The organism is Micromonospora sp. R311 (genome assembly GCF_056780015.1).
This window is the reverse complement of sequence record NZ_JBSWCE010000009.1, coordinates 1-23,754: the sequence shown is the minus strand read 5'-3', so window position 1 is coordinate 23,754 and position 23,754 is coordinate 1. Positions and strand designations below refer to the sequence as shown.

The 23,754-nt window shown below is 74.9% G+C and carries 24 protein-coding genes and 3 pseudogenes; 19 read left to right on the top strand and 8 right to left on the bottom strand.

Translation table 11 applies throughout. The features are described 5' to 3' along the window. The first annotated feature begins 2 nt into the window (after window positions 1-2). From AC1WTP_RS09555 to AC1WTP_RS09540, 4 genes are all read left to right on the top strand, one after another. Complete coding sequence (locus AC1WTP_RS09555; protein ID WP_481648854.1) at window positions 3-1,142, top strand: sensor histidine kinase; 1,140 nt, start codon at window positions 3-5, stop codon at window positions 1,140-1,142. Further along, window positions 1,139-1,795, top strand: a complete 657-nt coding sequence (locus tag AC1WTP_RS09550; RefSeq protein WP_481648853.1) for a response regulator transcription factor — start codon at window positions 1,139-1,141, stop codon at window positions 1,793-1,795. The genes AC1WTP_RS09555 and AC1WTP_RS09550 overlap by 4 nt, the downstream gene beginning before the upstream one ends. A gap of 168 nt (window positions 1,796-1,963) precedes the next feature. Continuing rightward, on the top strand, window positions 1,964-3,514 hold the full coding sequence (ffh, locus tag AC1WTP_RS09545) for a signal recognition particle protein (protein ID WP_481648852.1): 1,551 nt from the start codon (window positions 1,964-1,966) through the stop codon (window positions 3,512-3,514). Between the two features lie 148 nt (window positions 3,515-3,662). Continuing rightward, window positions 3,663-4,742 carry an amidohydrolase family protein gene (locus tag AC1WTP_RS09540; protein WP_481648851.1) on the top strand — a complete coding sequence of 360 codons (1,080 nt, stop codon included), beginning with the start codon at window positions 3,663-3,665 and terminating at the stop codon, window positions 4,740-4,742. 142 nt (window positions 4,743-4,884) lie between these two features. On the opposite strand, the gene AC1WTP_RS09535 is transcribed toward AC1WTP_RS09540, so the two are convergent. After that, complete coding sequence (locus AC1WTP_RS09535; protein ID WP_481648850.1) at window positions 4,885-5,484, bottom strand: TetR/AcrR family transcriptional regulator; 600 nt, start codon at window positions 5,482-5,484, stop codon at window positions 4,885-4,887. A gap of 104 nt (window positions 5,485-5,588) precedes the next feature. Here AC1WTP_RS09535 and proS point away from each other — a divergent pair, with 104 nt between their 5' ends. From proS to AC1WTP_RS09470, 13 genes and pseudogenes are all read left to right on the top strand, one after another. Next, window positions 5,589-6,995, top strand: coding sequence for a proline--tRNA ligase (gene proS, locus AC1WTP_RS09530; RefSeq protein WP_481648849.1), 1,407 nt, complete (start codon window positions 5,589-5,591; stop codon window positions 6,993-6,995). Between the two features lie 119 nt (window positions 6,996-7,114). Next, entirely contained in the window at window positions 7,115-7,762 is a 648-nt protein-coding gene (locus AC1WTP_RS09525) for a ribonuclease FAU-1 family protein (protein ID WP_481648848.1), read from the top strand. Window positions 7,763-8,030: 268 nt separating this feature from the next. Next, on the top strand, window positions 8,031-8,489 hold the full coding sequence (gene rpsP, locus AC1WTP_RS09520) for a 30S ribosomal protein S16 (protein WP_481648847.1): 459 nt from the start codon (window positions 8,031-8,033) through the stop codon (window positions 8,487-8,489). Further along, complete coding sequence (locus AC1WTP_RS09515) at window positions 8,464-8,724, top strand: RNA-binding protein (protein WP_447135649.1); 261 nt, start codon at window positions 8,464-8,466, stop codon at window positions 8,722-8,724. The genes rpsP and AC1WTP_RS09515 overlap by 26 nt, the downstream gene beginning before the upstream one ends. A 2-nt stretch (window positions 8,725-8,726) precedes the next feature. Then, window positions 8,727-8,873, top strand: a pseudogene (locus AC1WTP_RS09510) (ribosome maturation factor RimM); the annotation flags it as partial. A 159-nt stretch (window positions 8,874-9,032) separates the two neighbouring features. Next, a pseudogene (rimM, locus tag AC1WTP_RS09505) lies at window positions 9,033-9,479 on the top strand (ribosome maturation factor RimM); the annotation flags it as partial. 18 nt (window positions 9,480-9,497) lie between these two features. Continuing rightward, a complete protein-coding gene (gene trmD, locus AC1WTP_RS09500; protein ID WP_481648846.1) occupies window positions 9,498-10,271 on the top strand; it encodes a tRNA (guanosine(37)-N1)-methyltransferase TrmD in 774 nt (257 codons plus the stop codon). A gap of 143 nt (window positions 10,272-10,414) precedes the next feature. Further along, window positions 10,415-10,771, top strand: a complete 357-nt coding sequence (rplS, locus tag AC1WTP_RS09495) for a 50S ribosomal protein L19 (protein ID WP_481648845.1) — start codon at window positions 10,415-10,417, stop codon at window positions 10,769-10,771. Window positions 10,772-10,954: 183 nt separating this feature from the next. After that, window positions 10,955-11,824 (top strand): signal peptidase I, encoded by an 870-nt coding sequence (lepB, locus tag AC1WTP_RS09490; protein ID WP_481648844.1) that lies wholly within the window; start codon window positions 10,955-10,957, stop codon window positions 11,822-11,824. Window positions 11,825-11,833: 9 nt separating this feature from the next. Continuing rightward, the gene (lepB, locus tag AC1WTP_RS09485; RefSeq protein WP_481648843.1) at window positions 11,834-12,469 is read left to right on the top strand and encodes a signal peptidase I; all 636 of its coding nucleotides are present in this window, start codon (window positions 11,834-11,836) and stop codon (window positions 12,467-12,469) included. Window positions 12,470-12,543: 74 nt separating this feature from the next. Further along, the gene (locus tag AC1WTP_RS09480) at window positions 12,544-13,020 is read left to right on the top strand and encodes an NUDIX hydrolase (RefSeq protein ID WP_481648842.1); all 477 of its coding nucleotides are present in this window, start codon (window positions 12,544-12,546) and stop codon (window positions 13,018-13,020) included. Further along, window positions 13,014-13,826, top strand: a complete 813-nt coding sequence (locus AC1WTP_RS09475) for a ribonuclease HII (RefSeq protein ID WP_481648841.1) — start codon at window positions 13,014-13,016, stop codon at window positions 13,824-13,826. Before AC1WTP_RS09480 ends, AC1WTP_RS09475 begins: the two co-directional genes overlap by 7 nt. After that, on the top strand, window positions 13,823-14,146 hold the full coding sequence (locus AC1WTP_RS09470) for a DUF2469 domain-containing protein (RefSeq protein WP_007075222.1): 324 nt from the start codon (window positions 13,823-13,825) through the stop codon (window positions 14,144-14,146). The genes AC1WTP_RS09475 and AC1WTP_RS09470 overlap by 4 nt, the downstream gene beginning before the upstream one ends. 129 nt (window positions 14,147-14,275) lie before the next feature. Here AC1WTP_RS09470 and AC1WTP_RS09465 read toward each other — a convergent pair whose 3' ends face one another. Then, a complete protein-coding gene (locus tag AC1WTP_RS09465) occupies window positions 14,276-15,382 on the bottom strand; it encodes a sulfite oxidase (protein WP_481648840.1) in 1,107 nt (368 codons plus the stop codon). 115 nt (window positions 15,383-15,497) lie between these two features. Further along, the gene (locus tag AC1WTP_RS09460) at window positions 15,498-16,142 is read right to left on the bottom strand and encodes a methyltransferase domain-containing protein (protein WP_481648839.1); all 645 of its coding nucleotides are present in this window, start codon (window positions 16,140-16,142) and stop codon (window positions 15,498-15,500) included. Window positions 16,143-16,458: 316 nt separating this feature from the next. Here AC1WTP_RS09460 and AC1WTP_RS09455 point away from each other — a divergent pair. Continuing rightward, window positions 16,459-17,109: pseudogene (locus tag AC1WTP_RS09455) on the top strand (M23 family metallopeptidase); the annotation flags it as partial. A gap of 61 nt (window positions 17,110-17,170) precedes the next feature. Here AC1WTP_RS09455 and AC1WTP_RS09450 read toward each other — a convergent pair. Further along, window positions 17,171-18,352 carry an aminotransferase class V-fold PLP-dependent enzyme gene (locus AC1WTP_RS09450; protein WP_481648838.1) on the bottom strand — a complete coding sequence of 394 codons (1,182 nt, stop codon included), beginning with the start codon at window positions 18,350-18,352 and terminating at the stop codon, window positions 17,171-17,173. A gap of 187 nt (window positions 18,353-18,539) precedes the next feature. Then, window positions 18,540-19,691 (bottom strand): tyrosine recombinase XerC, encoded by a 1,152-nt coding sequence (locus AC1WTP_RS09445; RefSeq protein WP_481648837.1) that lies wholly within the window; start codon window positions 19,689-19,691, stop codon window positions 18,540-18,542. 309 nt (window positions 19,692-20,000) lie between these two features. Here AC1WTP_RS09445 and AC1WTP_RS09440 point away from each other — a divergent pair, with 309 nt between their 5' ends. Continuing rightward, window positions 20,001-20,342, top strand: a complete 342-nt coding sequence (locus AC1WTP_RS09440) for a hypothetical protein (protein ID WP_481648836.1) — start codon at window positions 20,001-20,003, stop codon at window positions 20,340-20,342. 47 nt (window positions 20,343-20,389) lie between these two features. Here the strand turns inward: AC1WTP_RS09440 and AC1WTP_RS09435 are convergent, their stop codons facing one another. From AC1WTP_RS09435 to AC1WTP_RS09425, 3 genes are all read right to left on the bottom strand, one after another. After that, window positions 20,390-21,670 (bottom strand): DNA-processing protein DprA, encoded by a 1,281-nt coding sequence (locus AC1WTP_RS09435; RefSeq protein WP_481649016.1) that lies wholly within the window; start codon window positions 21,668-21,670, stop codon window positions 20,390-20,392. Then, the gene (locus tag AC1WTP_RS09430; RefSeq protein ID WP_481648835.1) at window positions 21,580-23,100 is read right to left on the bottom strand and encodes a YifB family Mg chelatase-like AAA ATPase; all 1,521 of its coding nucleotides are present in this window, start codon (window positions 23,098-23,100) and stop codon (window positions 21,580-21,582) included. The genes AC1WTP_RS09435 and AC1WTP_RS09430 overlap by 91 nt, the downstream gene beginning before the upstream one ends. A gap of 105 nt (window positions 23,101-23,205) precedes the next feature. Beyond that, window positions 23,206-23,565, bottom strand: coding sequence for a YraN family protein (locus AC1WTP_RS09425; RefSeq protein WP_481648834.1), 360 nt, complete (start codon window positions 23,563-23,565; stop codon window positions 23,206-23,208). Window positions 23,566-23,754: the final 189 nt, after the last annotated feature.

The window sequence follows — 23,754 nt, the reverse complement described above, 5'->3', positions numbered from 1 at the left end:
GCGTGGACCGGAACCGGGCCGGGTGGCGGGAGGGCGTCGTGGACGCCGCTCTCGCCCTCGGCCTGCTCGCGTTCGGGCTGCTCGGCACCGGACCGGCCGGGGCCAACCAGGGCGTTGCGGCGGGCCGGTGGGCGTACCCGCTGGTGGCGGTGGCCGCCCTGGTGCTGGCGGCCCGGCGGCGCTGGCCGCTGGCGACGCTGGGGGTGGTCACCGCCGTCGCCACGGCGTACCTGGTGCTGGGCAATCCCTACGGGCCGATCCTGCTGTCGTTCTTCGTGGCGGTCTACACGGTCGCGGCGTACCTGCCGCTGCGGACGGCGGCGGTGGCCGGCGCGGTGGCCCTGGCCGCGCTGCTGGTCCACGTCTTCGTGGGCGTCCGGCCGCCGGGGCTGCTGGGTCTGATGCCCGCCGCCGCCTGGGTGGTGGTGCCGTTCGCGGTCGGGACCACGGTGCGGCTGGTCCGGGAGAGCGCGGCTCGCGGTCGCGTGGACGAGGCCCGCCGGCTGGCCGACGCCGAGCGGCTGCGGGTGGCCCGGGAGGTGCACGACGTGGTCGGCCACGGCCTCGCCGCCATCCACATGCAGGCGGAGATCGCGCTGCACCTGCTGGCCAAGCGGCCGGAGCAGGCGGAGGCGGCGTTGACCGCGATCAGCCGGACCAGCAAGGAGGCCCTGGACGAGCTGCGGGTCACGCTGACCGTGGTCCGTCGCGGCGACGCCGGCGGGGAGCGGGCCCCGGCGCCGGGACTCGCGCAGCTGCCAGAACTGCGGGACCGGCTGGCCGGCGCCGGGCTGCCGGTCACGGTCGAGGTCGCCGGGGAGCCCCGGCCGCTGCCGGTGGCGGTCGACCTGGCCGCGTACCGGGTGGCGCAGGAGTCGCTGACCAACGTGCTGCGCCACGCCGGCCCGGCCACCGCGACCGTCCGGGTCGGCTACGCGCCCGGCGGGGTCAGCGTGGAGGTCACCGACACCGGCCGGGGCGCGGCGGCCGGCGCCCCCGCGCGGCCGTCCACCGGCCGGGGTCACGGGTTGGCCGGCATGCGGGAGCGGGTCACCGCGCTGGGCGGGTCGTTCACCGCCGGTGCCGCCTCCGGTGGAGGATTCCGGGTGTACGCGACGCTGCCGGTGGAGGAGACCAGATGATCCGCGTGCTGATCGCCGACGACCAGGACCTGGTCCGCATCGGGCTGCGGACGCTGGTGGAGAGCGAGGACGACCTCGCGGTGGCCGGCGAGGCGGCGGACGGGCTCGGCGCGGTCGAGCTGGCCCGGCGGGAGCGGCCCGACCTGGTCCTGATGGACGTCCGGATGCCCGGTATCGACGGGATCGAGGCGACCCGGCGGATCGTCGCCGACCCGCAGCTGGCCGCGACCCGGGTGGTCGTGCTCACCACCTTCGAGCTGGACGAGTACGTGTTCGACGCGCTGCGGCACGGGGCGAGCGGCTTCCTCACCAAGGACACCCCGCCGGTCGAGCTGCTGCGGGCGATCCGGCTGGTGGCGGCCGGCGAGGCGTTGCTCTCGCCGTCGGTGACCCGGCGGGTGGTCCGCGAGTTCGCCGCCCGGCCGGCCCGGGTGCCCCGGCCGCATCCCCGGCTCGACGCGCTCACCGACCGGGAGCGGGAGGTGGTCGGGCTGGTCGGCGAGGGGTTGAGCAACGCGGAGATCGCCGACCGGCTGGTGGTCAGCCCGGCGACCGCGCGGACCCACGTCAGCCGGGCCATGGTGAAGCTCGGCGCCCGGGACCGCGCCCAGCTCGTGGTCTACGCCTACCAGTCCGGCCTGGTCGAGCTCTGACCCGGGCGGCCGGGCGGGCCCGGCCGGGCGCCGCCCGCCGGTGGCAAGATCGCGGGACTGCGCGGTGACGCGGCGATCGGGGTGGTGGGCGGCTACCCTAGCGGTGGCCGGGTGTGTCGCACCCGCCGGCCCGTTACCCGCCGGAACCCCGACATACAGGATGTTCGCGTGTTTGACACCTTGAGTGACCGCCTCTCCGGGATCTTCACCAAGCTCCGCGGCAAGGGGCGGCTCACCGACGCCGACATCGACGCCACCGCGCGCGAGATCCGCCTCGCGCTGCTGGAGGCGGATGTCGCCCTGCCCGTGGTCAAGGGCTTCATCGCCCGGGTCAAGGAGCGGGCCCGGAGCGCGGAGGTGTCCCAGGCGCTGAACCCGGCCCAGCAGATCATCAAGATCGTCAACGAGGAGCTGATCAACGTCCTCGGTGGCGAGGGGCGGCGGCTCCAGTTCGCCAAGCAGCCGCCGACCGTGATCATGCTCGCCGGTCTCCAGGGTTCCGGTAAGACCACCCTCGCCGGCAAGCTGGCCCGCTGGCTCAAGACCCAGGGCCACCAGCCGCTGCTGGTCGCCGCCGACCTCCAGCGCCCCAACGCCGTCGGGCAGCTCCAGGTGCTCGGTGGCCGCGCCGGCGTCGAGGTGTACGCCCCGGAGCCCGGCAACGGCGTCGGTGACCCGGTGCAGGTGGCCCGGGCGTCGATCGAGCACGCGCGGCGGGCCGCCCGGGACATCGTCATCGTCGACACCGCCGGCCGGCTGGGCATCGACGCGGAGATGATGCAGCAGGCCGCCGACATCCGCGACGCGGTCGACCCGGACGAGGTCATCTTCGTCATCGACGCGATGGTCGGTCAGGACGCCGTCCGGACCGCCGAGGCGTTCCGCGACGGTGTCGGCATCACCGGTGTGGTCCTGTCGAAGCTCGACGGCGACGCCCGCGGCGGCGCGGCGCTGTCGGTGCGGGAGGTCACCGGCCAGCCGATCCTCTTCGCCTCCACCGGCGAGAAGCTGGAGGACTTCGACGTCTTCCACCCCGACCGGATGGCCAGCCGGATCCTCGGCATGGGCGACGTCCTCACTCTGATCGAGCAGGCCGAGCAGGCCTTCGACGCCGATCAGAAGGAGAAGATGACCGCCAAGCTGATGGGCGGCGAGCAGTTCACCCTGGAGGACTTCCTCGACCAGCTCATCGCCGTGCGGCGGATGGGCCCGATCGCCAACGTGCTGGCCATGATGCCGGGCATGGGGCAGATGAAGGACCAGCTCGCCGAGCTGGACGACAAGCACTTCGACCGGGTCACCGCGATCATCCGGTCGATGACCCCGGGCGAGCGCACCAACCCGAAGATCATCAACGGTTCCCGCCGCGCCCGCATCGCCAACGGCTCGGGCGTCACCGTGATGGACGTCAACCAACTGCTCAACCGCTTCGCCGACGCGCAGAAGATGATGAAGCAGATGGGCGGCATGATGGGCCTGCCCGGCGGTGGCCGGCGCAAGGCGACCAAGTCGCCGAAGAACAAGCGCAAGGGCACCAAGGGCGGCGGTCGGCCGCGCGCCGGCGCCGGGATGCCGGGCGGGTTCCCGGGCGGCATGCCGCAGCTCCCGCCGGGACTCGACCCGAACGACCTGGCCGCCGGCCAGGGGCTGCCCCCGGGCTTCAAGCTGCCGAAGATCGACTTCAACAAGCTCGGCAAGGGCGACAACCGCCCCCGCTGATTGCGGATTCACTCGAGTTTTCGGCAGGTCGCGGTCTCCGGGCGACGGAACACCGCGACCTGCCGGATGCCGAGTGGACCGCCGCCCGTCGGCGCGGCGGGCCGACCTGCCCGCACCCGAGCGGGTGCGATCCGGTAGGACTGTGCACATGGCTCTGCACGTGCGCGGTGTGCTGCTCCCCGACGACGAGGTCCGGGATCTCTGGCTGGTCGGCGACCGGGTCACCTTCGCCCCGGTGCCCGGTGCGGAGACGATCGTCGACGGCGGGTTCGTGCTGCCGGGGTTGATCGACGCGCACTGCCACATCGGCATCGCCCGGGGCGGCGCGCCGATCACCTCGCTCGACCAGGCCCGGGAGCTGGCCCGGGTCGACCGGGACGCCGGGGTGCTGGCGATCCGGGACGCCGGCTCGCCGTACCCGTACCCGGAGCTCGACGACGACCCGGAGCTGCCCCGGCTGGCCCGGGCGGGCCGGCACGTCGCCCCGCCGAAGCGCTACCTGCGGGACATCGGCGTCGAGGTGGGCGCCGCCGAGGTGGCCGCCACGGTGGCCGAGCAGGCCCGGGCCGGCAACGGCTGGGTCAAGCTGGTCGGCGACTGGATCGACCGGGGCGTCGGCGATCTGGCGCCGGCCTGGGACGCCGACACCATGACCGCCGCCGTCGAGGCCGCGCACGCCGCCGGGGTACGCGCCGCCGTGCACACCTTCTCCGAGTCGGCCGTCGAGATCATGGTGCGCGCCGGGGTGGACTCGGTGGAGCACGGCACCGGGCTCAGCCTGGACCTGATCGACGAGATGGCCCGGCGGGGCACCGCGCTCGTCCCGACGATGATCAACATCCAGACCTTCGGCGGGATCGCCGAGCAGGCGCGGGCCAAGTTCCCCGGATACGCCGACCACATGCTCGCCCTGCGCGACCGCTTCCCCGAGGTGGTGCGCTCGGCGTACCAGGCGGGGGTGCCGATCTACGTGGGCACCGACGCGGGCGGTGGCATCGACCACGGCCTCGCGGCCGAGGAGATGCTGCTGCTGCACGAGCGGGCCGGCATGCCGGCCGTGGACGTCCTCGCCGCCGCCTCCTGGGGCGCGCGCGAGTGGCTCGGCTTCCCCGGCCTGGTCGAGGGCGGCCTCGCCGACCTCGTCGTCTACGCCGAGGACCCGCGGCTCGACCTGCGCGTCGTCCGCACCCCCACCCGCATCGTCCTCCGCGGCCGCCCCATCCGCTGACCCCACCCCCCGCCCTGCCCTGCCCGTCCCCCACCCACCCCGTTGATCATGAAGTTTGCGTCACCGTTCGCGCGGCGATTTCTGACGCAAACTCCATGATCAACTCAAGCGGGGGCGGGGCGGGGCGGGGATGGGGTGGGGGTTAGGGGGTGGTGGTGGCGTGGGTGAAGAGGTGGACGGCGAGGTCGGCCAGGGAACGGGCGGTCTGCTCGACCGGCGCCCCGGGCAGGACGATGTGGCTGACCACCAGGCGGACCACCGTGTCGGCGGCGAAGCCCAGGGCGGTCGGGTCGGCGCCGGGCATCAGCGTGGCGGCCCAGTCCAGCAGCGCGCCGGTCGCCTCGGTCAGCACCAGCCCGGAGCGGGTGGTGAGGTAGGGCAGCAGCTCGTCGGAGCCGCCCCGCGCGCTGGTCAGGATCGCCTTGATCAGCGGGTTCGCCGCCGCCTCGCCGAGGGTGTGCGCGATCGCCGCGTACGCGCCGGCGCGGACGTCGGTGCCGTGCGCGTCCAGGGCCGCCCGCACGTCGGCGACGAACCGGTCGATCTCGCGCCGGGCCAGCGCCTCGGCCAGCCCGCCCTTGCTGCCGAACTCGTTGTAGACGGTCTGCCGGCTCACCCCGGCGGCGGTCGCCACGGCGCCCATCCGGACGCTGTCCCAGCCCCGGTCGACGGTGAGGGTCCGGGCGGCGACGACGATCTGGTCCCGCAGCCGCTGACGTCCGGCGTCCCGTACCTCGTTCATGGTGGTCGAAGTCTACGGCCGCTCCGGTCCCTCGGCCCGACCCGCGCGCGGCGCGGGCCGCCCGATCGCGTCGTCGCGCCGGACGGCGCATAGGATGTGCGGTCATGGCACGCGTGCTCACTCCCCGTGCGGAGGACTTTCCCCGCTGGTACCAGGACCTGATCGCCAAGGCGAAGCTGGCCGACAACGGCCCGGTCCGGGGGACCATGGTGATCCGACCGGCCGGCTACGCCATCTGGGAGCGGATGCAGGCCGAGATGGACGCCCGGATCAAGGCGGCCGGCGCGGAGAACGCATACTTCCCGCTGTTCATCCCGGAGAGCTATCTCAAGCGGGAGGCCGAGCACGTCGAGGGCTTCTCGCCGGAGCTCGCGGTGGTCACCCACGGCGGTGGCAAGCAGCTCGCCGAGCCGGTCGTGGTCCGCCCGACCAGCGAGACGGTGATCGGCGAGTTCATGGCCAAGTGGATCGACTCGTACCGGGACCTGCCGCTGCTGCTCAACCAGTGGGCCAACGTGGTCCGCTGGGAGCTGCGCCCCCGGATCTTCCTGCGCACCAGCGAGTTCCTCTGGCAGGAGGGGCACACCGCGCACGCGACCCGCTCCGACGCCCGCGCCTACGCCCGGCGGATCCTGCACGAGGCGTACGAGGACCTGATGGTCAACGTGCTCGGCATCCCGGTGGTGGTCGGCCTGAAGACCGCCCGCGAGCGGTTCGCCGGGGCCACCGCCACCTACACCTGCGAAGGCATGATGGGCGACGGCAAGGCCCTCCAGCTCGGCACCAGCCACGAGCTCGGGCAGAACTTCGCCAAGGCGTTCGACATCAGCTACTCCTCCGCCGAGGGCGGCCGGGAGCACGCCTGGACCACCTCCTGGGGCACCTCGACCCGGATGCTCGGCGGCCTGATCATGTGCCACGGCGACGACAACGGCCTGCGCGTGCCGCCGAAGCTGGCGCCGGTGCAGGCGTACGTCATGGTGGTCAAGGACGGCGAGGGGGTGGGCGAGGCGGCGGCCAAGCTGCGCGACGCGCTGCGCGACGCCGGCGTCCGGGTGGCGCTCGACGACCGCACCGACACCCCGTTCGGCCGCCGGGCCGTCGACGCCGAGCTGCGCGGCTATCCGGTACGCGTCGAGGTCGGCCCCCGCGACCTGGCCGCCGGCAACGCGGTCGTGGTCCGGCGTACGGACGGCTCGAAGTCGCCGGTGCCGGTGGCCGACGTGGTCGGCGCGGTGCTGGCCGCGCTGGAGGCCGACCAGCAGGCGCTGCACGACCAGGCCCTGGCCCACCGGGTGTCCCGGACCACCGAGGTGAGCACCCTCGCGGAGGCGATCGAGGCGGCGGCCACCGGCTGGGCCCGGGTGCCGTGGTCGGCGGTCGGCGTCGAGGGCGAGGCGGAGGCGAACGGCCAGGGCGTGACGGTGCGCTGCCTGGTCCGCGCCGACGGCTCGGTGCCCGACTCGGAGGACGAGCCCGACCTGGTCGCCATCCTGGCCCGCGCCTACTGACCCGCATCGTCCGGCAGCCGGTCCCGCCTCGGCGGGGCCGGCTGCCGCGTCTCCGGCGTCCGGTCCGGTTTCGGCCCGGGCCCGCGGCGGCCGGCGCGGCCGGCGGTAGGGTCGCACCCGTGAGGTTCGAACCGGGGCGGTTGATCGTGCACCGCAACGTGCGGCGCGGCCGGATCGGCTGGGTCCGCCCGGCCCGGGTGGTCAGCGACGACGACCGTGGGCTGCTGCTCTGGATCGCCCGGGACACCCCGGTGGCCAGCGAGGTCACCGCGGCCGGGCTGGGCATGCGGGCGATGCCGTTCGGCGAGTGGATCGCCGCGTCGTACCGGCTGGCGGTCGGCCGGTGGAACGGCCCGCCGCTGCTGAAGTTCCTGCCGACCGGGGCGGCCCACTCGGTCTGGTGGTTCCGGGACGCGCAGGACCGCTTCGCCACCTGGTACGTGAACCTGGAGGAACCGGGGGTGCGCTGGGACGACGGCGCGCTCGCCGGGGTCGACGTGGTCGACCAGGACCTCGACGTGCTGGTCCGCCCGGACCGGAGCTGGGAGTGGAAGGACGAGGAGGAGTTCCTCGAGCGGCTGGCGTACCCCGGCGACTACTGGGTGGCGGACGAGAACGCGGTCCGCGCCGAGGGCAAGCGGGTGATCGCGCTGGCCGAGGCGGGGGAGTTCCCGTTCGACGGCACCTGGTGCGACTTCACCCCGCCGCCGCACTGGACCACCCCCGAGGCGCTGCCCGCCGGCTGGGACCGGCCGCCGGTGCGCTGACCGGATCGGGGCGCGACGGCGCCGGCGCGGGTGTGTTTCCGGTCACCTCGCCCGCCCGCCGGGTGACCCGCGCCGGTCCGGTGTGAGAGATCGGGGCCGGATCTGGCAGAATGGCTGGCTGGTATCCGGCGTGTGCCCGGCGCCCTCTAACCCGGGCACGTCGTCAGTCCACCGAGCAGTCTCCGGCCCAACCCCACTGTGCCGGTCGGCGCTCACCCGTGCACCGCCCTTATCGGGCCGGTGAGATCGCAACAGGAGCGAAACAACTGTGGCCGTAAAGATCCGGCTCCTGCGGATGGGCAAGATCCGCAACCCGCAGTACCGCATCGTCGTCGCCGACTCGCGCACCAAGCGCGACGGCCGGGCGATCGAGTTCGTCGGGGTCTACCAGCCGAAGGAGGATCCTTCGGTGATCGAGGTCAAGTCGGACCGGGTCCAGTACTGGCTGTCCGTCGGCGCCCAGCCGAGCGAGGCGGTGCAGCGGCTGCTGGAGCTGACCGGTGACTGGCAGAAGTTCAAGGGTCTGCCGGCCCCGCCGCCGCTGAAGGTGGCCCCGGAGCGGGCCGACCGCACCGCGGCGTACGAGGCCGAGGCGAAGGCCGCCGCCGGGCTGGCCGAGGCTCCGGCCAAGCCGGCCAAGAAGGCCGCCAAGGCCGAGGCTCCGGCCGCCGAGGAGGCGCCGAAGACCGGGGAGCAGGCCGGTGCGGGCTCCGGCGAGCAGGCCTGACGTGGCACTGCGTCCGGCGTTGGAGCACCTGGTCAAGGGCATCGTCGATCACCCTGACGATGTCCGCGTCCGGCTGGTCGACAACCGTCGGGGCAAGCGGCTGGAAGTCCGCGTGCACCCGGAGGACCTCGGCACCGTGATCGGGCGGTCCGGCCGGACCGCCAAGGCGCTGCGCCAGGTGATCGGCTCCATCGGCGGGCGCGGCGTACGCGTCGACATCGTCGACTCGTACTGATGCTGCTCATCGTCGGCAGGATCGGTAAGCCGCACGGTATCCGCGGTGAGGTCACCGTGGAGGTGCGGACCGACGAGCCCGAAGCGCGGTTCGCCCCCGGCGCGGTGCTGCGCACCGAGCCGGGGGCGACGCCCCCGACTGCGCGCAGCGAGCACGTGCTGCGCACCGAGCCGGGGGCGACGCCCCCGACTGCGCGCAGCGAGCACGTGCTGCGCACCGAGCCGGGGGCGACGCCCCCGACTGCGCGCAGCGAGCACGTGCTGCGCACCGAGCCGGGGGCGACGCCCCCGACTGCGCGCAGCGAGCACGTGCTGCGCACCGAGCCGGGGGCGACGCCGCCGGCCGCGCCCGAGCACGGCGAGCCGTTCCGGGTTCCCGCCGAACTGACCGTGGAGGCGGCCCGCTGGCACCAGGGCCGGCTGCTGGTCGCGTTCTCCGGCGTGCTGGACCGGGACGTCGCCGAGGCGCTGCGCGGCACGTTGCTCGGCGTGGACAGCGCCGAGGTGGGCCCGCCGGAGGATCCGGAGGAGTTCCACGACCACCAGCTGGTCGGGCTCACCGCGGTCACCCCGGGCGGCGAGCCGCTCGGCGAGGTGACCCGGATCGACCACGCGCCCGCCTCCGACCTGCTGGTGCTGCGTCGGCCCGAGGGGCGTACCGCGCTGATCCCGTTCGTCAAGGCGATCGTCCCCGAGGTCGACCTGGCCGGCGGTCGCGTGGTCGTCGACCCGCCCGCCGGTCTGCTCGACCTCTAGCCGCCGGAGCATCCCCGCATGCGCGTCGACATCGTGTCGATCTTCCCGGAGTACCTCGCCCCACTGGAGCTCTCGCTCATCGGCAAGGCCCGGGCCAACGGCACGCTCCGGCTGGCCGTACACGACCTGCGGACCTGGACCCACGACGTGCACCGCACGGTCGACGACACGCCCTACGGCGGCGGGCCGGGAATGGTGATGCGGCCGGAACCGTGGGGCGAGGCGCTCGACGCGCTCGCGCCGGCGGAGCTGACCCCGCCGCGACTGCTGGTGCCGTCCCCGGTGGGCGTTCCCTTCACCCAGGCGCTGGCCCACGAGCTGGCCGCCGAACCGCACCTGCTCTTCGCCTGCGGCCGGTACGAGGGCATCGACCAACGGGTGCTCGACCACGCGGCCACCCGGATGCCGGTCACCGAGGTCTCCCTCGGCGACTACGTGCTCTTCGGCGGCGAGGTCGCGGTGCTGGTGATCCTGGAGGCGGTCACCCGGCTGCTGCCCGGGGTGCTCGGCAACGCCGGCTCGCTGGACGAGGAGTCGTACGCCCACGGCCTGCTGGAGGCCCCGGTCTACACCAAGCCGCCGAGCTGGCGCGGCCTGGACGTGCCGGAGGTGCTCCGCTCCGGCGACCACGGGAAGATCGCCCGCTGGCGGCGGGAGGAGGGGCTGGTCCGCACCGCGCGCCGCCGGCCCGACCTGCTCGCCGCGCTCGACCCGGAGCGCCTGGACAAACGGGACGTCGCCGCGTTGGACCGGGCCGGATTTCAGGTGCCACCGGGGGATGTGGCAAAGTAGAGGGGTTGCCGCATCCGGCCGCGCCGCGGACGGCTGCGAGGATCCCCGACCGGGGTCGGCGCCACCGATCACCACCCGAGGATCAGAATCACCCATCCGCGCACCGAGTGACGGTGCGCCGTGAGCCTCACGAGGTTGCTGCGATGAACATCCTGGACGCCCTTGACGCCCAGTCGAAGCGGACCGACCTCCCCGACTTCCGGGCCGGTGACACCGTCAAGGTGCACGCCCGGGTCGTCGAGGGCAACCGGTCCCGTGTCCAGATCTTCCAGGGCGTGGTCATCCGCCGCCAGGGTGACGGTCTGCGCGAGACCTTCTCGGTCCGCAAGGTGAGCTTCGGTGTCGGCGTCGAGCGCACCTACCCGATCAACAGCCCGGCGATCGACCGGATCGAGGTCGTCACCCGCGGTGACGTCCGCCGCGCCAAGCTCTACTACCTGCGTGAGCTGCGGGGCAAGAAGGCCAAGATCAAGGAGAAGCGCGAGAAGCAGCCCAGCTGACCTCCGCTCGCCACGCCGCCTGAGCTGCGCGTATGTCGTACGACCCGGACCACATTAGGCTGGGCGTACGGGCGCGGCGGGGCGGTCACCCCGCGACAGCGGCGGGGAGACGTCCACTACCGCCCGGGGAGCCTCGACAGGGTTCCCGGGCGGTAGTGTCATTTCTGCGGACCGGGGAGTGGCGTGGTGCAGACGCTTGACGAGGGCGGCGCGGTCGATCCGTGGCGCCGGCGGTCCCGGCGCGGTCGCCGCCAGATGCCCCTCTGGCAGGAACTGCCGCTGTTGCTGGTCGTCGCGTTCTGCCTCGCGGTGCTGATCCGCACCTTCCTGCTCCAGGCGTTCTTCATCCCCTCCGGTTCGATGGAGGACACCCTCCTCGTCGGCGACCGGGTGCTGGTCAACAAGGTCGTCTACGACGTCCGCGACCCGCAGCGCGGCGAGGTGGTGGTCTTCCGCGGCACCGACCGGTGGGCCCCGCAGGTCGACGAGGAGCCCGACCCGGGCTTCGTGGGCAAGCTCGCGCGCACCGTCGGCGACCTGGTCGGGGTCAGCCGCCCCGGCGAGAAGGACTTCATCAAGCGGGTCATCGGGCTGCCCGGCGACCGGGTGAAGTGCTGCGACGCGCAGGGCCGGGTGACCGTCAACGGCACGCCGCTGAACGAGACGTACGTGGTCCGCGACTCGCCGCTGGACATCCCGCCGAACCCCCGCGAGTGTCGCTCCCGGCGCTTCGAGGAGGTCGTCGTCCCGCCCGGCCAGCTCTTCGTGATGGGCGACCACCGGCTGGTCTCCCAGGACGCCCGCTGCCAGGGCCCGGTGCCGATCGAGAACGTGGTCGGCCGCGCCTTCACGGTGGTCTGGCCGTCCTCCCGCTGGGATGCCCTGTCGGTGCCCGAGACGTTCGCCGACGTGCGCGGACCGGCCGTCGCCACCGGCGGGCCGCCGCCGGTGCGGCCCACCCCCGAGGGGGGCGTCGTCCTGCTCCTCCCGCTCGCGGCCGCGCTGGGGGCATCTCGCGCGTTCCGGACGGTGGCGTCCCGCCGGGCAACGTAGGCTCCATCCGTGATTGACGAGCAGACCGACAAGCCCCGCAGTTCCTTCTGGAAGGAGCTGCCCATTCTCCTGGGCGTGGCGATCCTGGTCGCGGTGCTGGTGCGTGCCTTCGTACTGCAGACCTTCTTCATTCCGTCGCCGTCCATGGAGAACACGCTCCAGATCGACGATCGGGTGCTGGTCAACAAGCTGGTGTACGACTTCCGGTCGCCCCGGCGGGGCGAGGTGATCGTGTTCAAGGCGCCGCTGGAGTGGAGCAGCAACCCCGACGGCGAGGACTTCATCAAGCGGGTGATCGGCGTCGGCGGTGACCACGTGGTCTGCTGCGACCCGCAGGACCGGCTGGTGATCAACGGCAAGTCGCTCGACGAGCCGTACATCTTCTCCGCCGACGGGCAGCGGGACAAGCCGGCCGACCAGGAGTTCGACATCACCGTCCCGGAGGGGCGGCTCTGGGTGATGGGTGACCACCGGTCCGCGTCCGGTGACTCGCTGGAGCACTGGCAGCAGTCCGGGCAGGACATCACCGTCGCCACCATCCCCGAGGACGAGGTCGTCGGGCGGGCGTTCACCGTCTTCTGGCCGGTCAACCGGGCCACCTGGCTCAGTGTGCCGGATCAGTACGAGGGCATCCCGAACTCCTGAGCGGCGGGTCCGGTCGCCGGGCCGATCCCGGCGGGGGCGTGGGCGTTGTCGGCGGCGTCTGGCAGGCTGGTGCGGTGACGGTCTACACCCCTCGGCGCGCGGCCCGCGTGCTGCTCGTCGACGCGGCCGGTCGGGTGCTGCTCTTCGCCGGCTTCGACCCGGCCCGGCCCGACCACCGCTACTGGTTCACGCCGGGCGGCGGGCTCGACCCGGGGGAGTCCCCGGCGGTCGGGGCCGCCCGCGAACTGGTCGAGGAGACCGGGCTGCGGCTGACCCCGGAGCAGCTCGGCGAGCCGGTCTGGCGGGACACTATCGAGTTCACCTTCGACGGGGTCTGGTATCGGCAGGAGCAGGAGTTTTTCCTGGTCCGGGTGCCCACCTGGGAGGTGGACACGACCGGCTTCAGCGACGTCGAGCGGGCCAGCGTCGACGGGCACCGCTGGTGGCCGGTCGACGAACTGGTCGGCGCCGGCGAGCGCTACTACCCGGCCGACCTGCCCGCGGTGCTGGCCCGGGTGCTGCCCGAGACGACCGGGGGTGCGCCGTGCTGACCCCGCCCCGCACCGTCGTGCGCCGCGAGGCCGGGCTCTACGCGCTGGAGCGGGCCCTGCAGCGGCGCGGCTTCCGGCACGTGGCCGGAGCCGACGAGGCCGGCCGGGGCGCCTGCGCCGGGCCGCTGGTCGCCGCCGCCGCGATCCTGCCCGAGGGGCGGCGCGGCGAGATCGACGGGTTGGCCGACTCCAAGCTGCTCACCCCGGCCAGCCGGGAGCGGGTCTACGACGAGGTGGTCGCCCGGGCGCTGGCGTACGCCGTGGTGATCATCCCGGCCGAGGAGGTCGACGCCCGCGGCCTGCACGTGTGCAACCTGGCCGCGATGCGCCGGGCGCTGGCCTCGCTGACCACCCGACCCGAGTACGTGCTGACCGACGGCTTCGGGGTGGACGGCTTGGACGTGCCGGGGCTGGCCGTCTGGAAGGGCGACCGGGTGGCGGCCTGCGTGGCCGCGGCGAGCGTGCTGGCCAAGGTCACCCGGGACCGGATCATGGTCGAGCTGGACGGGACCTTCCCCGGCTACGGGTTCGCCGAGCACAAGGGTTACATCACGCCGGAGCACAGCGCGGCGCTGCGCGAGCGCGGCCCGTGCCGCGAGCACCGGTTCTCGTACGTCAACGTGGCCGCCGTCTCCGGGCGCGACGGCCGCCCACCACGGTCACGTCGACCGGTGGGCGCAAGCCCGGACGAGCCGATGGAGCGCTTCGGCGCGTCAGGGGGTACCGTCGGCGTGGCGTTGGGCGAGCAGCCTCGGCCTCCGGCGCCGGTGGGGGAAGATGTGGTCATGGAAGGCGGAGTGCGATGAGCGCGGAAGATCTCGAAAAGTACGAGACCGAGATGGAGCTGCAGCTCTACCGGGAGTACCGCGACATTGTCCGCCAGTTCTCCTACGTGGTGGAGACGGAACGCCGCTTCTACCTCGCCAACCAGGTCGACCTGCACGTGCGCAACTCCGACGGCGAGGTCTACTTCGAGGTCGAGATGCACGACGCCTGGGTGTGGGACATGTACCGCCCCGCGCGGTTCGTGAAGAATGTCCGGGTGATGACGTTCAAGGACGTCAACGTCGAGGAGCTGGAGAAGCCCGACATCTCGCTGCCCGCCGACTCCGGCTTCGGCGGCTGATCCACCGCGCACCCGGCGGCCCCGGCCGCCGGGCGGTCGTCGGCGTCCCCCACCCCGCGACCCGGTCGGTTCCCGCCGGCCCCGCCCGGTGACCGTCCAGCCCCTCCGGATCCACCGCGGCCCGCCCGGTCACTCCGGGACGACGGCCACCTCGACCCGCTGGACCAGGTTGTTGGCGAAGCCGCCCCGGTTCCACGGCTGCTCCACCGGCTGGGTCCGCCCGGCGGCGTCGGTGGCCCGTGCGCCGAGCACGTGCCGCCCCGGCCGCGCGTCCCACTCGTACCGCCACCGCCGCCAGGCGAACTCGCCGCCGGTCGGCTCGTCCAGCGTGGCCGGCGCCCAGGTCGCTCCGCCGTCGGTGGTCACCTCCACCGCAACCACCGGCGCGTGCCCCGACCAGGCGCGACCGTCCACCGTGCACGGTCCGGGCCGGAGCACCCGGGTGCGGGACATGAAGTCCGGGAAGCCGGGCGGCCGGACCAGCGCGCGCGGCTCGATCCGGGTCACCGGCACGCCCGGGTCGTCGGCGTCCTGCCGGAGCCGGTAGGCCACCGCGTTCTGGTAGCCCTCGAACGGCTGGGTCAGCACGCTGATCGAACGCAGCCACTTGACGTGCGCCATCCCGTACCAGCCGGGCACGATCAGGCGTAGCGGCGCGCCGTGCTGCGGCAGCAGGGGAGCGTCGTTCATCTCGTACGCCAGCAGCACCTCCTCCCGCAGCGCCTCGGCGACCGGCAGCGCACGCTGGTAGTCCTGCTCGACGCCGCGCTCGACGCCGTGGTCGGCGCCGGTGAAGACCACGTCCACGGCGTCCGCGCCGATGCCCGCCTCGCGCAGCAGCGGCGCCAGCGGCGTGCCGGTCCACTCCGCGTTGCCGACCGCCTCGACCAGCCAGGGCTGGCTCACCGGCCGGGGGTGCAGCAGCGCCCGCCCGTTGCCCGCGCACTCCAGCGTCACCCGGTGGGTGACCCGGGGCCGCTCCCGCAGCTCGGCCAGGCCGAGGACGAGCGGGCGGTCCACCGCGCCGTCGACCCGCAGCGCGTGGCTGTCCGGGTCCAGGTCGGGAATGTCGTAGTGGATGAGCAGGTAGTGCAGGCCGGCCGGGGTCACGTCGTAGCGGAGCGCCTCCAGCGGGATGCCGTGGTTGCGGGCCGCCAGTTGCAGCTCCTCGGGGCTGATTGCCTCGCCCGGCTCGGCCAGCCGGGACGGCTGGCTCACCTCGTCCACAGTGGTCATGGTGGCCTCCCCGGTCCGCGACGGCGGCGCCCCGCCGTACCCGGACCAGCCTAGAACCTCCGCCGGGCACCCGGCCGGCCGGTCTTCGCCCGGTCGGCTCCGGCACCCGGCCGGGTCAGGGCAGGCGGTCGTACCCGACGAACTCGAACATCGTCACCCCGGCCGGAAGCGGCCGGGGCTCGCCGCGGAACCGGTGCACGCCCACGCCGACCCCGTCCGCCGGGCTGGTCACCGACACCGGCACGAAGCCCTCCTCGGCGAACCAGTCGCAGATCGTCGGCACCAGGTCGGGCTCGCGCCGGTGCCGGGTCCAGAACACCGTCCCGCCGGTGGCGCAGAGCGCCGCGCAGTGCCGCACGGTGCGCCGGATGTCCGTCTCGGCGACGTTGCCGAACACCCCGCAGACCAGCACCAGATCCGCCGGCGCCAGGTCGGCGTACGCGTCGGTGCGGGCCGCGTCCCCCACCACCACCTGCACCCCGGTCAGGCCGGCGGCAGCGGCCGACGCCCGGGCCACCTCGGCGTTGCGCGGGTCCAACTCGACCAGCCGGGCGGTCACGTCGTCCCGGCGCGGGTGGGCGGCCAGCACGGGGATCAAGTCCCGGCCCTGCCCGGCGCAGAGGCTCACCGCCCGCAGCGGCCCGGGCCGGGCGGTGTCGAGCGCCTCCCCGATCCGCGCCCGCAGCTCGGCCAGCCGGCGGGACAGCGCCGACCCCGGCTCGTCGTAGTCCTCGTGCCAGGCGTACCAGTCCTTCGTCACCGGCCCAGCGTAGGGGCGGGTGGCCCGGCCGGCCCATAGCAGATCATCGGTCGGAACGGTGGCTGTCCACAGGGGGCACGGCCGTCCACAGCCCGGCCCCGACGGGCGGCGGATCCGGCCGCCCGGGGGCACCCTGCACGCCATGCGACCTGCCTCGACCCGCGCCGTCGCCGCGCTCTGCGCCGCCCTGCTGACCGGTGGACCGGCCCCGCCCACCCCGGACCGTTCGCCGGTCACCCGGCCGGCCCGGCCCGCCGCTGCGGCGCCGGTCGCCGCGCCGCCGTTGTCGACGCCCGGCGGTCAGGTGACCGGACGGATGGCGCCGCACCCGGCCGGGCCCGAGCTGTTGGCGGCCCCGCCGGCCGTGCCGGATCCGGTGGCTGCGCCGGCCGTGCCGGATCTTCCGGTGACCGCGCAGGCCGTGGTGGATCCCGTGGCTCCGCCGGCCGTGGCGAACCTTGCGGTGGCTCCGCCGGCCGTGGCGGATCCTCCGGTGGCCCTGCCCGCCGTAGTGGCTCTTTCGGTGGCCGCGCCGGCCGCCGACGCCGCCCGGGCGCGCTTCCGGTGGCCGCTGGACGGCCCCCCGCACCTGGTACGCCGCTTCGATCCGCCGGCGCGGCCGTGGCTGCCCGGTCACCGCGGGGTCGACCTGGCCGCCGCCCTCGGCGCGACGGTGCGGGCCGCCGGCCCCGGCACGGTGCTCTTCGCCGGGCTGGTCGCGGGCCGCCCGGTGGTCACCGTCGGGCACGCCGGCGGCCTGCGGACCACCCACGAGCCGGTCCAACCGGCGATCGGCCCCGGCACCCCGGTCGCGGCCGGCACCCCGCTCGGCGTCCTGCTGCCGGGGCACGCCGGCTGCCCGGCACCGGCCTGCCTGCACTGGGGCCTGCGCCGCGGCCCGGAGTATCTCGACCCGCTGGCGCTGCTCGGGCTGGGAAAGGTTCGGCTGCTGCCGCTGGCGGGCGGCGCCGGCGGCCAGTTCGTGACCAGGTGGCCGGCCGGCGGGGTCAGCGCTGGGCGAGCAGCTGTCAGCGCTGGGCGAGCAGCGGGGGCAGCCGCACCGAGAGTCGCTCGTACTCGTCGGCGGAGTTGTAGACCTGCCCGCAGAGCCGCAGCCAGCCGCGCCCGTCCCAGGCCATGACCGCCACCTCGGTGGCGAGCCGCTCGGCGATCCGGGCGCGGAGCGTTCGGGCCGCGTCGATGGTGGTGGCCATGCCCGGCGGCAGCGGCACGATCCGCATGGCGATCCCCGGTCCGCCGGGGTCCGGCAGGTCGGCCGGGGCCACCCCCAGCGCGTCCCCCAGCACCCGCTGGCCGTACGCGACGAGCGCGGCGTTGTGTCCGCGTACCCGGTCGACGCCGAGGGTGCGCAGCGTGTACAGGCCGGCCGGCGCCGCCAGCCAGGCGGTGTAGTCCTGCGTGGCCTGCCACTCGACTCGCTGCGGGAACCCGGTCTCCTGCTCCCAGGAGACCACCAGCGGCTCGATCCGCTCCCGCCACGGTGGGGCCACCACGAGCACCGCGGTGCCGCGGGGCGCGTACCCCCACTTGTGGAGGTTGCCCACCCAGAAGTCGGCGCCGATGCTCTCCACCGGGGTGGGCAGCATGCCCGGGGCGTGCGCGGCGTCGACCAGCACCGGCACCCCGTGCTCGCGGGCCACCCCGACGATCGCGGCGACCGGGAAGAGCCGGGCGGTGGCCGAGGTGAGCTGGTCGACCACGAGCAGCCTGGTCCGGCCGGGGCGCAGGCCGGCCCGGATGGTCTCGACGACCTCCTCGTCGGTGGCGGCCAACGGCACCCGCACCGTCCGGGTCACCGCCCCGGTACGGCGGCACTCGCGCCGGATGGACAGGTCGACCGCGCCGTAGCCGTGGTCGGTGGTGAGCACCTCGTCGTCGGGGCGCAGGCCGAGCGACTGGAGGACCACCGCCACCCCGGTGGTGGCGTTCGCGACCAGCGCCGTGCCTTCCGGGTCCGCCCCGAGGGCGGTGGCCAGATGCCGGCGGGTGTGGGTGACCCGGTCGACGAGCCCCTGGGTGAAGAAGCGCAGCGGGTTGGCTTCCATCTCGTCGCGCAGCCGCTGCTGGGCCCGCTGCACGCCGATCGGCGCCGCGCCGAACGAGCCGTGGTTGAGGTGGCTGACCGCCGGGTCGAGGGAGAAGAGCAGGCGGGCGCCCGCGATCGGCTCGGGCGGCTGCGGGACGCTCACCCGATGATCGTAACCGCTGGTCGATCTTCCACCGCCGGGTTCGTCGGCGCCGCCGCGGGCCCTGTTCGGCGAGCCTGAGCCGTCTGCCCGCAGACCCCGGGGCTCGGCCTCGTCGTCCGGCCGGCGACGCCGGGGCTCGGCCTCGTCGTCCGGCCGGCGACGTCGGCGGCGGTCGTCCGGCCGGGTGTCAGGCGCGTGGATGGGCCTGCCGGTACACCGCCCGTAGCCGCTCCACCGAGACGTGCGTGTAGATCTGGGTGCTCGCCAGCGACGAGTGGCCGAGCAGTTCCTGCACCGCGCGCAGGTCCGCGCCACCCTCCAACAGGTGGGTCGCCGCCGAGTGGCGCAGTCCGTGCGGGCTGATCCGGGGCAGGCCGGCCGCCTCGGCGTACCCGCCGACGATCCGGCGGGCGGTGGTGGGGTTGAGCCGGCCGCCCTTGGCGCCCAGGAACAGGGCGTCCCGGGAGTGTGGCGTCGCCAGCACCGGCCGGCCCCGGCGCAGCCACTCGTCGAGCGCCCGGTGCGCGGGCGCCCCGTACGGCACCGTGCGCTCCCGGCCGCCCTTGCCGAGCACCCGGACCACCCGCCGGCCGTGGTCCACGTCGGCGGCGTCCAGCCCGCACGCCTCGCTGATCCGGACCCCGGTGCCGTAGAGCAGTTCGAGCAGCGCCCGGTCGCGCAGCAGCACCGCCTCCGCGGTCGGGTTCACCGGTGCTTCGCCCCCGCCGGGGCAGGGGTCGCTGTCCCGGTCCGGCGTCCTCCCGGGCTGGTCGCCATCGCCCGCTCGGAGACCGGCGGTGTCGGGCGGCATCGGCCGGGGTGGCCTGCCGGCGGCCGACGGTGCGTCGCCGGAGGGCGGTGCCGGCCGGGCTGGCGGTGCGTCGGCGGTGGGCGGTGCCGGCCGGGCTGGCGGGCCGGGCGCCTCCACCAGGGCGGCCGCCTGGTCGGCGCGGAGCACGGTGGGCAGTTCGCGCTGCGCCCGCGGGCTGGCCAGGGCGGCCGCCACGTCGGTGGGGAGCAGGCCGGACCGGTGGGCCCAGGCGCTGAACGTCCGTGCCGCGGCCGCCCGCCGGGCCAGTGACGCGCGCGCGGCGCCCATGGTGCGTTGCTTCGCCAGCCAGCTGCGCAGCACCGCCAGGTCGACCTCGGCCACCTCGGCGCAGCCCATCCGGCGCGCGTGGTCGAGCAGCGACACCAGATCGGCGACGTACGCCCGCACGGTGTGGGCGGAGCGGTTGCGCACCCCGGCCAGGTGGCCCGCGAAGTCGTCCACCGCCTCGCGCATCCCCGCCGGCAGCGCCTCGTGCGTCGCCCGGGTGCCGTGCGCCTCGCGGCTCATCCCGGCCACCTGCCCGCCGGGCCGGTAACCGGCCCGGCCGGCGTCATCGCCCCGGTCACCGGCCAGTTCTCGTTGTCGCGCCGCACCGTCCCACCATACGGGCGACGCACGGTGCCGGAGCACCGGACCGCGTGCCCGGCCTCGCCGGCCCCGCAACCGGGTGCGCGGCGGGATTCCGCCGACTGTCCACTCCCGCCAGTGATGGATTCCGGCTGCCGGGACGAGCAGACTGTCATATCAACGGGGCGCGATGAGCCCAGGTCGGCTCCGCCCGTGCGACCGGCCGAGCTCGACGAAGGGGGACCGGCCATGGGGGTGGAAGTCGTCCTCTACCGGGTGATCGGTGTCGGCCCCGGCCGGCGTCGCTTGTCGTACGTGCCGGCCGAGGTGCTGCCCGACCCGGACGACGTGCTGCTGGATCTGATCAGACGGGTCCGGGGCGGTGGCCGCACCCCGCTGCTCGACCGGGTGGACCCGGTGGGTGAGCTGCTGATCCCCGCCGAGCAGGCGCCGCAACTCCTCGCCGAACTGCGCTGCCTGACCGAGGTGGCCCGGACCATCCCGGAGCTGACCCACGTGCGCCGGCTGGACCGGCTCACCCGGCGCTGCCGGCAGGACCGGGACATGGAGATCCGGTTCGAGGGCGACTGAGCCCGGGCGCGGCTCGGGACCGGGCGGCCGGGCCCACGATCCGGTTCTCACCGGTTCGGACCGCTCGCCGCTCGCTTGCCGGGTGGCGGGGCGAGCCGGTATCCGTCGTCGCGGCGGACCACCAGCGCGAGTTCCTCCAGCATGGACAGTTTCCGCAGCGCGGTGCGCACGTCGACGCCGGCCCGCGCGGCCAGCACGTCCACCCCCACCGTGCCCCGCCGGGGGAGCGCCTCGACGACCGACCGCGCCTCGTCGTCGAGCAGGTCGTCCGGCCGTTGCGGACCGCGCGCGACGGGCGCCAGCTCGCCGATCGGCCCCACCTCCTCCAGCACCTGCGCCACCCCGGTCACCACCCGGGCCTTCGGATACTCCCGCAGCAGTTCGTGCGCGCCGACGGACATCGCCGAGGTGACCGGCCCGGGCACGACCATCCCCGGCTTGCCCAGGGCGATCGCGCGGTGGGTGGTCTGGGTCGCGCCGCTGCGGGCCGCGGCCTCCACCAGCACGGTGCCGAGCGTAGCCGCGGCGATCACCCGGTTGCGGATCAGGAACCGTGGCCGCAGCGGCTCGGCCCCGGGCATCCACTCGCTGATCAGCAGCCCGGTGTCGGCGATCCGGTCGAACAGCGCGGCGTTGCCCATCGGGTAGGGGCGGTCGACGCCGCAGGCGAGCACGGCGACCGTGACGCCACCGGCGTTGAGAGCCCCCCGGTGGGCCGCCGCGTCGATGCCGAAGGCGCCGCCGGAGACCACCGTCCAGCCCCGGTCCGCCAGCCCGTAGCCGAGCTCGGTGGCGACGTGCGTGCCGTACGCCGTGGCGGCCCGCGCACCGACCACGGCGACCGACCGGTCGAACGCCTCGACCAGCGGCCAGCAGCCGCGTGCCCAGAAGCACAGCGGCGGGTCGGTCTCCAGGTCCACCCGCCGGTACGCCTCGGCCAGCCGCAGGCCGGACAGCTGCTCGACGCGTCCGGGCCACTCGTCGTCGTCGGGCACGACGATCCGGGCGCCGAGCCGCTCGGTGCGCTCCAACGCCTCTGCGGCCACCGCCCGGGCGTCTCCGGCGGCCGACCGGGCGGCCACGGCGGCCCGCAGCTTCTCGTCCGGCGCCCCGCCGTCGAGCAGCAGGTCGAGCGCCGCCACCGGCCCCAACCGCCGGACCAGCCGGTGCACCGACCGGGTACCCGGCTCGGCGAGCCAGGTCAGCGCCACCCGGGCCAGCCGCTCCTCGTCTCCGCTCACGATCCTTCCCCCGTCCTGAGTCCGATGGCCTCCCGCACGTCCTCGCGGCCGGGACGGTCCCGCCCGTCCAGGTCCGCGATGGTCCAGGCGAGGCGGATGATCCGGTCGAAGCCGCGGGCGGAGACCGAACCGGAGTCGAGCCGTGCCCGCAGCTCGGCGGTGTCCCGGGTGGACAGCCGCCAGGGCGGGCGGCGCAGGAGCGGTCCGGGTATCTCCGCGTTGAGCCGGCGACCGACTGGCGTCCAGCGCGCGGCCGCCGCCTGCCGGGCCGCCACCACCCGCCGGGCCACCGTGGCCGACGACTCGGCCCCGGCAGTCGCCTCCATCAGCTCGGCCGCCCGGACCGCGGGCAGCCGCACCTGCACGTCGATCCGGTCCAGCAGCGGGCCGGAGAGCCGATTGAGGTAGCGCCGGCGGACCAGGGGCGAGCACTCGCAGTACGTGTCGCCGGCCGGCTTGGCGCACGGGCACGGGTTGGCCGCGAGCACCAGTTGGGTCCGGGCCGGGTATTCGGTGCCGCCCCGGGAGCGGGCCAGCTGGACCCGGCCGCTTTCCAGCGGCTGACGGAGCGCGTCCAGCGCCCCCTTGCTGAACTCCGGCGCCTCGTCGAGGAAGAGCACGCCCCGGTGGGCCAGCGACACCGCGCCCGGGCGGGCCAGCCCGGAACCGCCGCCGACGAGCGACGGCACGGTGGCGCTGTGGTGTGGCGCCTGGAACGGCGGGCGGCGGATCAGCCGGCCCCCCGCCGGCAGCAGCCCGGCGATCGAGTGCAGCGCCGTGACCTCCAGCGCGTCCTCGTCGTCGAGCTCGGGGAGGATCGACGGCAGCCGCTCGGCGAGCATGGTCTTGCCGGCCCCGGGCGGGCCGAGCAGCGCCAGGTGGTGCCCACCGGCCGCGGCCACCTCCAGCGCCCGCCGGCCCAGCCCCTGCCCGGCGACGTCGGCCAGGTCGGGGCCCTCCACGCCCGGTGGTGGCCCGCCGGCGTCCGGTTCGATCAGCGGCTCGCCGTCGCGGACGAAGCTGACCAGCCGGTGCAGGGTGTCCACCGCGCGGACCCGAACCCCGGGGATGACCGCCGCCTCGGCGGCGTTGTCGGCCGGCACGATCACCCGGTCGACGCCGGCCCGGGCCGCCGCCGCGACCATCGGCAGCACCCCACGGACCGGCCGGACCGTGCCGTCCAGGCCCAGCTCGCCGAGGACCACCACCCGCTCCAGCGGGAGCAGTGGCAGCTCGCCGGAGCCGCCCAGCAGGGCCGCCGCGATCGCCAGGTCGAACGCCGAGCCGAACTTCGGCAGGGTGGCGGGCAGCAGGTTGAGGGTGATCCGCCGGTTCGGCCAGCGTTGGCCGGAGTTGACCACGGCGGCGCGGACCCGGTCCCGGGCCTCGTGCAGGGCGGTGTCCGGCAGCCCGGAGATGACCACCGCCGGCAGCCCGGGCGCCAGATCGGCCTCCACCTCGACGAGGTGCCCGGTCACCCCGACCAGCCCCACACAGAGCACCTTGGCGTAGCTCATCCCGGCACCCCGCTCCGGCCGGCGCTCCCGCCGCCCGCGAGGGCCCTCCGCCGGGCGGCCCCGTGCGGGGTGGGGCCGGTGACGTGCCCGTTCCCGCCGGGCATCTCAGAACGCCCCCTTGAGATGTTCCACCCGGGCCGGACCGGCGCCGCTGAGCCGTACCGAGATCACGTCGAAGCGGACCTCGTCGGCGCTGGTGCCGGTCTCGGCGAGCCATCGGGCGGCCAGGCCGCGCAGCCGGCGGGCCTTGGCCGGGACGACCGCCTCGGCCGGACTGCCGTACTCGCCCGTGCGCCGGGTCTTCACCTCGCAGAAGGCGAGCACCGGCCCGTCCCACGCGATGATGTCGATCTCGCCGGCCGGGCAGCGCCAGTTCCGGGCGACCGGGCGCAACCCCGCCCCGATCAGGTGCCGCATCGCGCAGCGCTCGCCGTACGCGCCGACCGCCTGGTTCCGCGTCGTCATGCCGGCACGGTGCCGCGGACCGGGCCGGACGCGCCGCCCCGATCCCGCCGGCTGTGGACAACGGGCGTGGTTGTGGACAACCGGACGATCATGCCCCTGGTGTGCTAAGGGCCAACGCCGTGAAGTTAGGCGTGTGGGCTGGTAGGCAAGTGCCTCGATACGGCCCCTGACATGCAGGAAGCGGAGCTC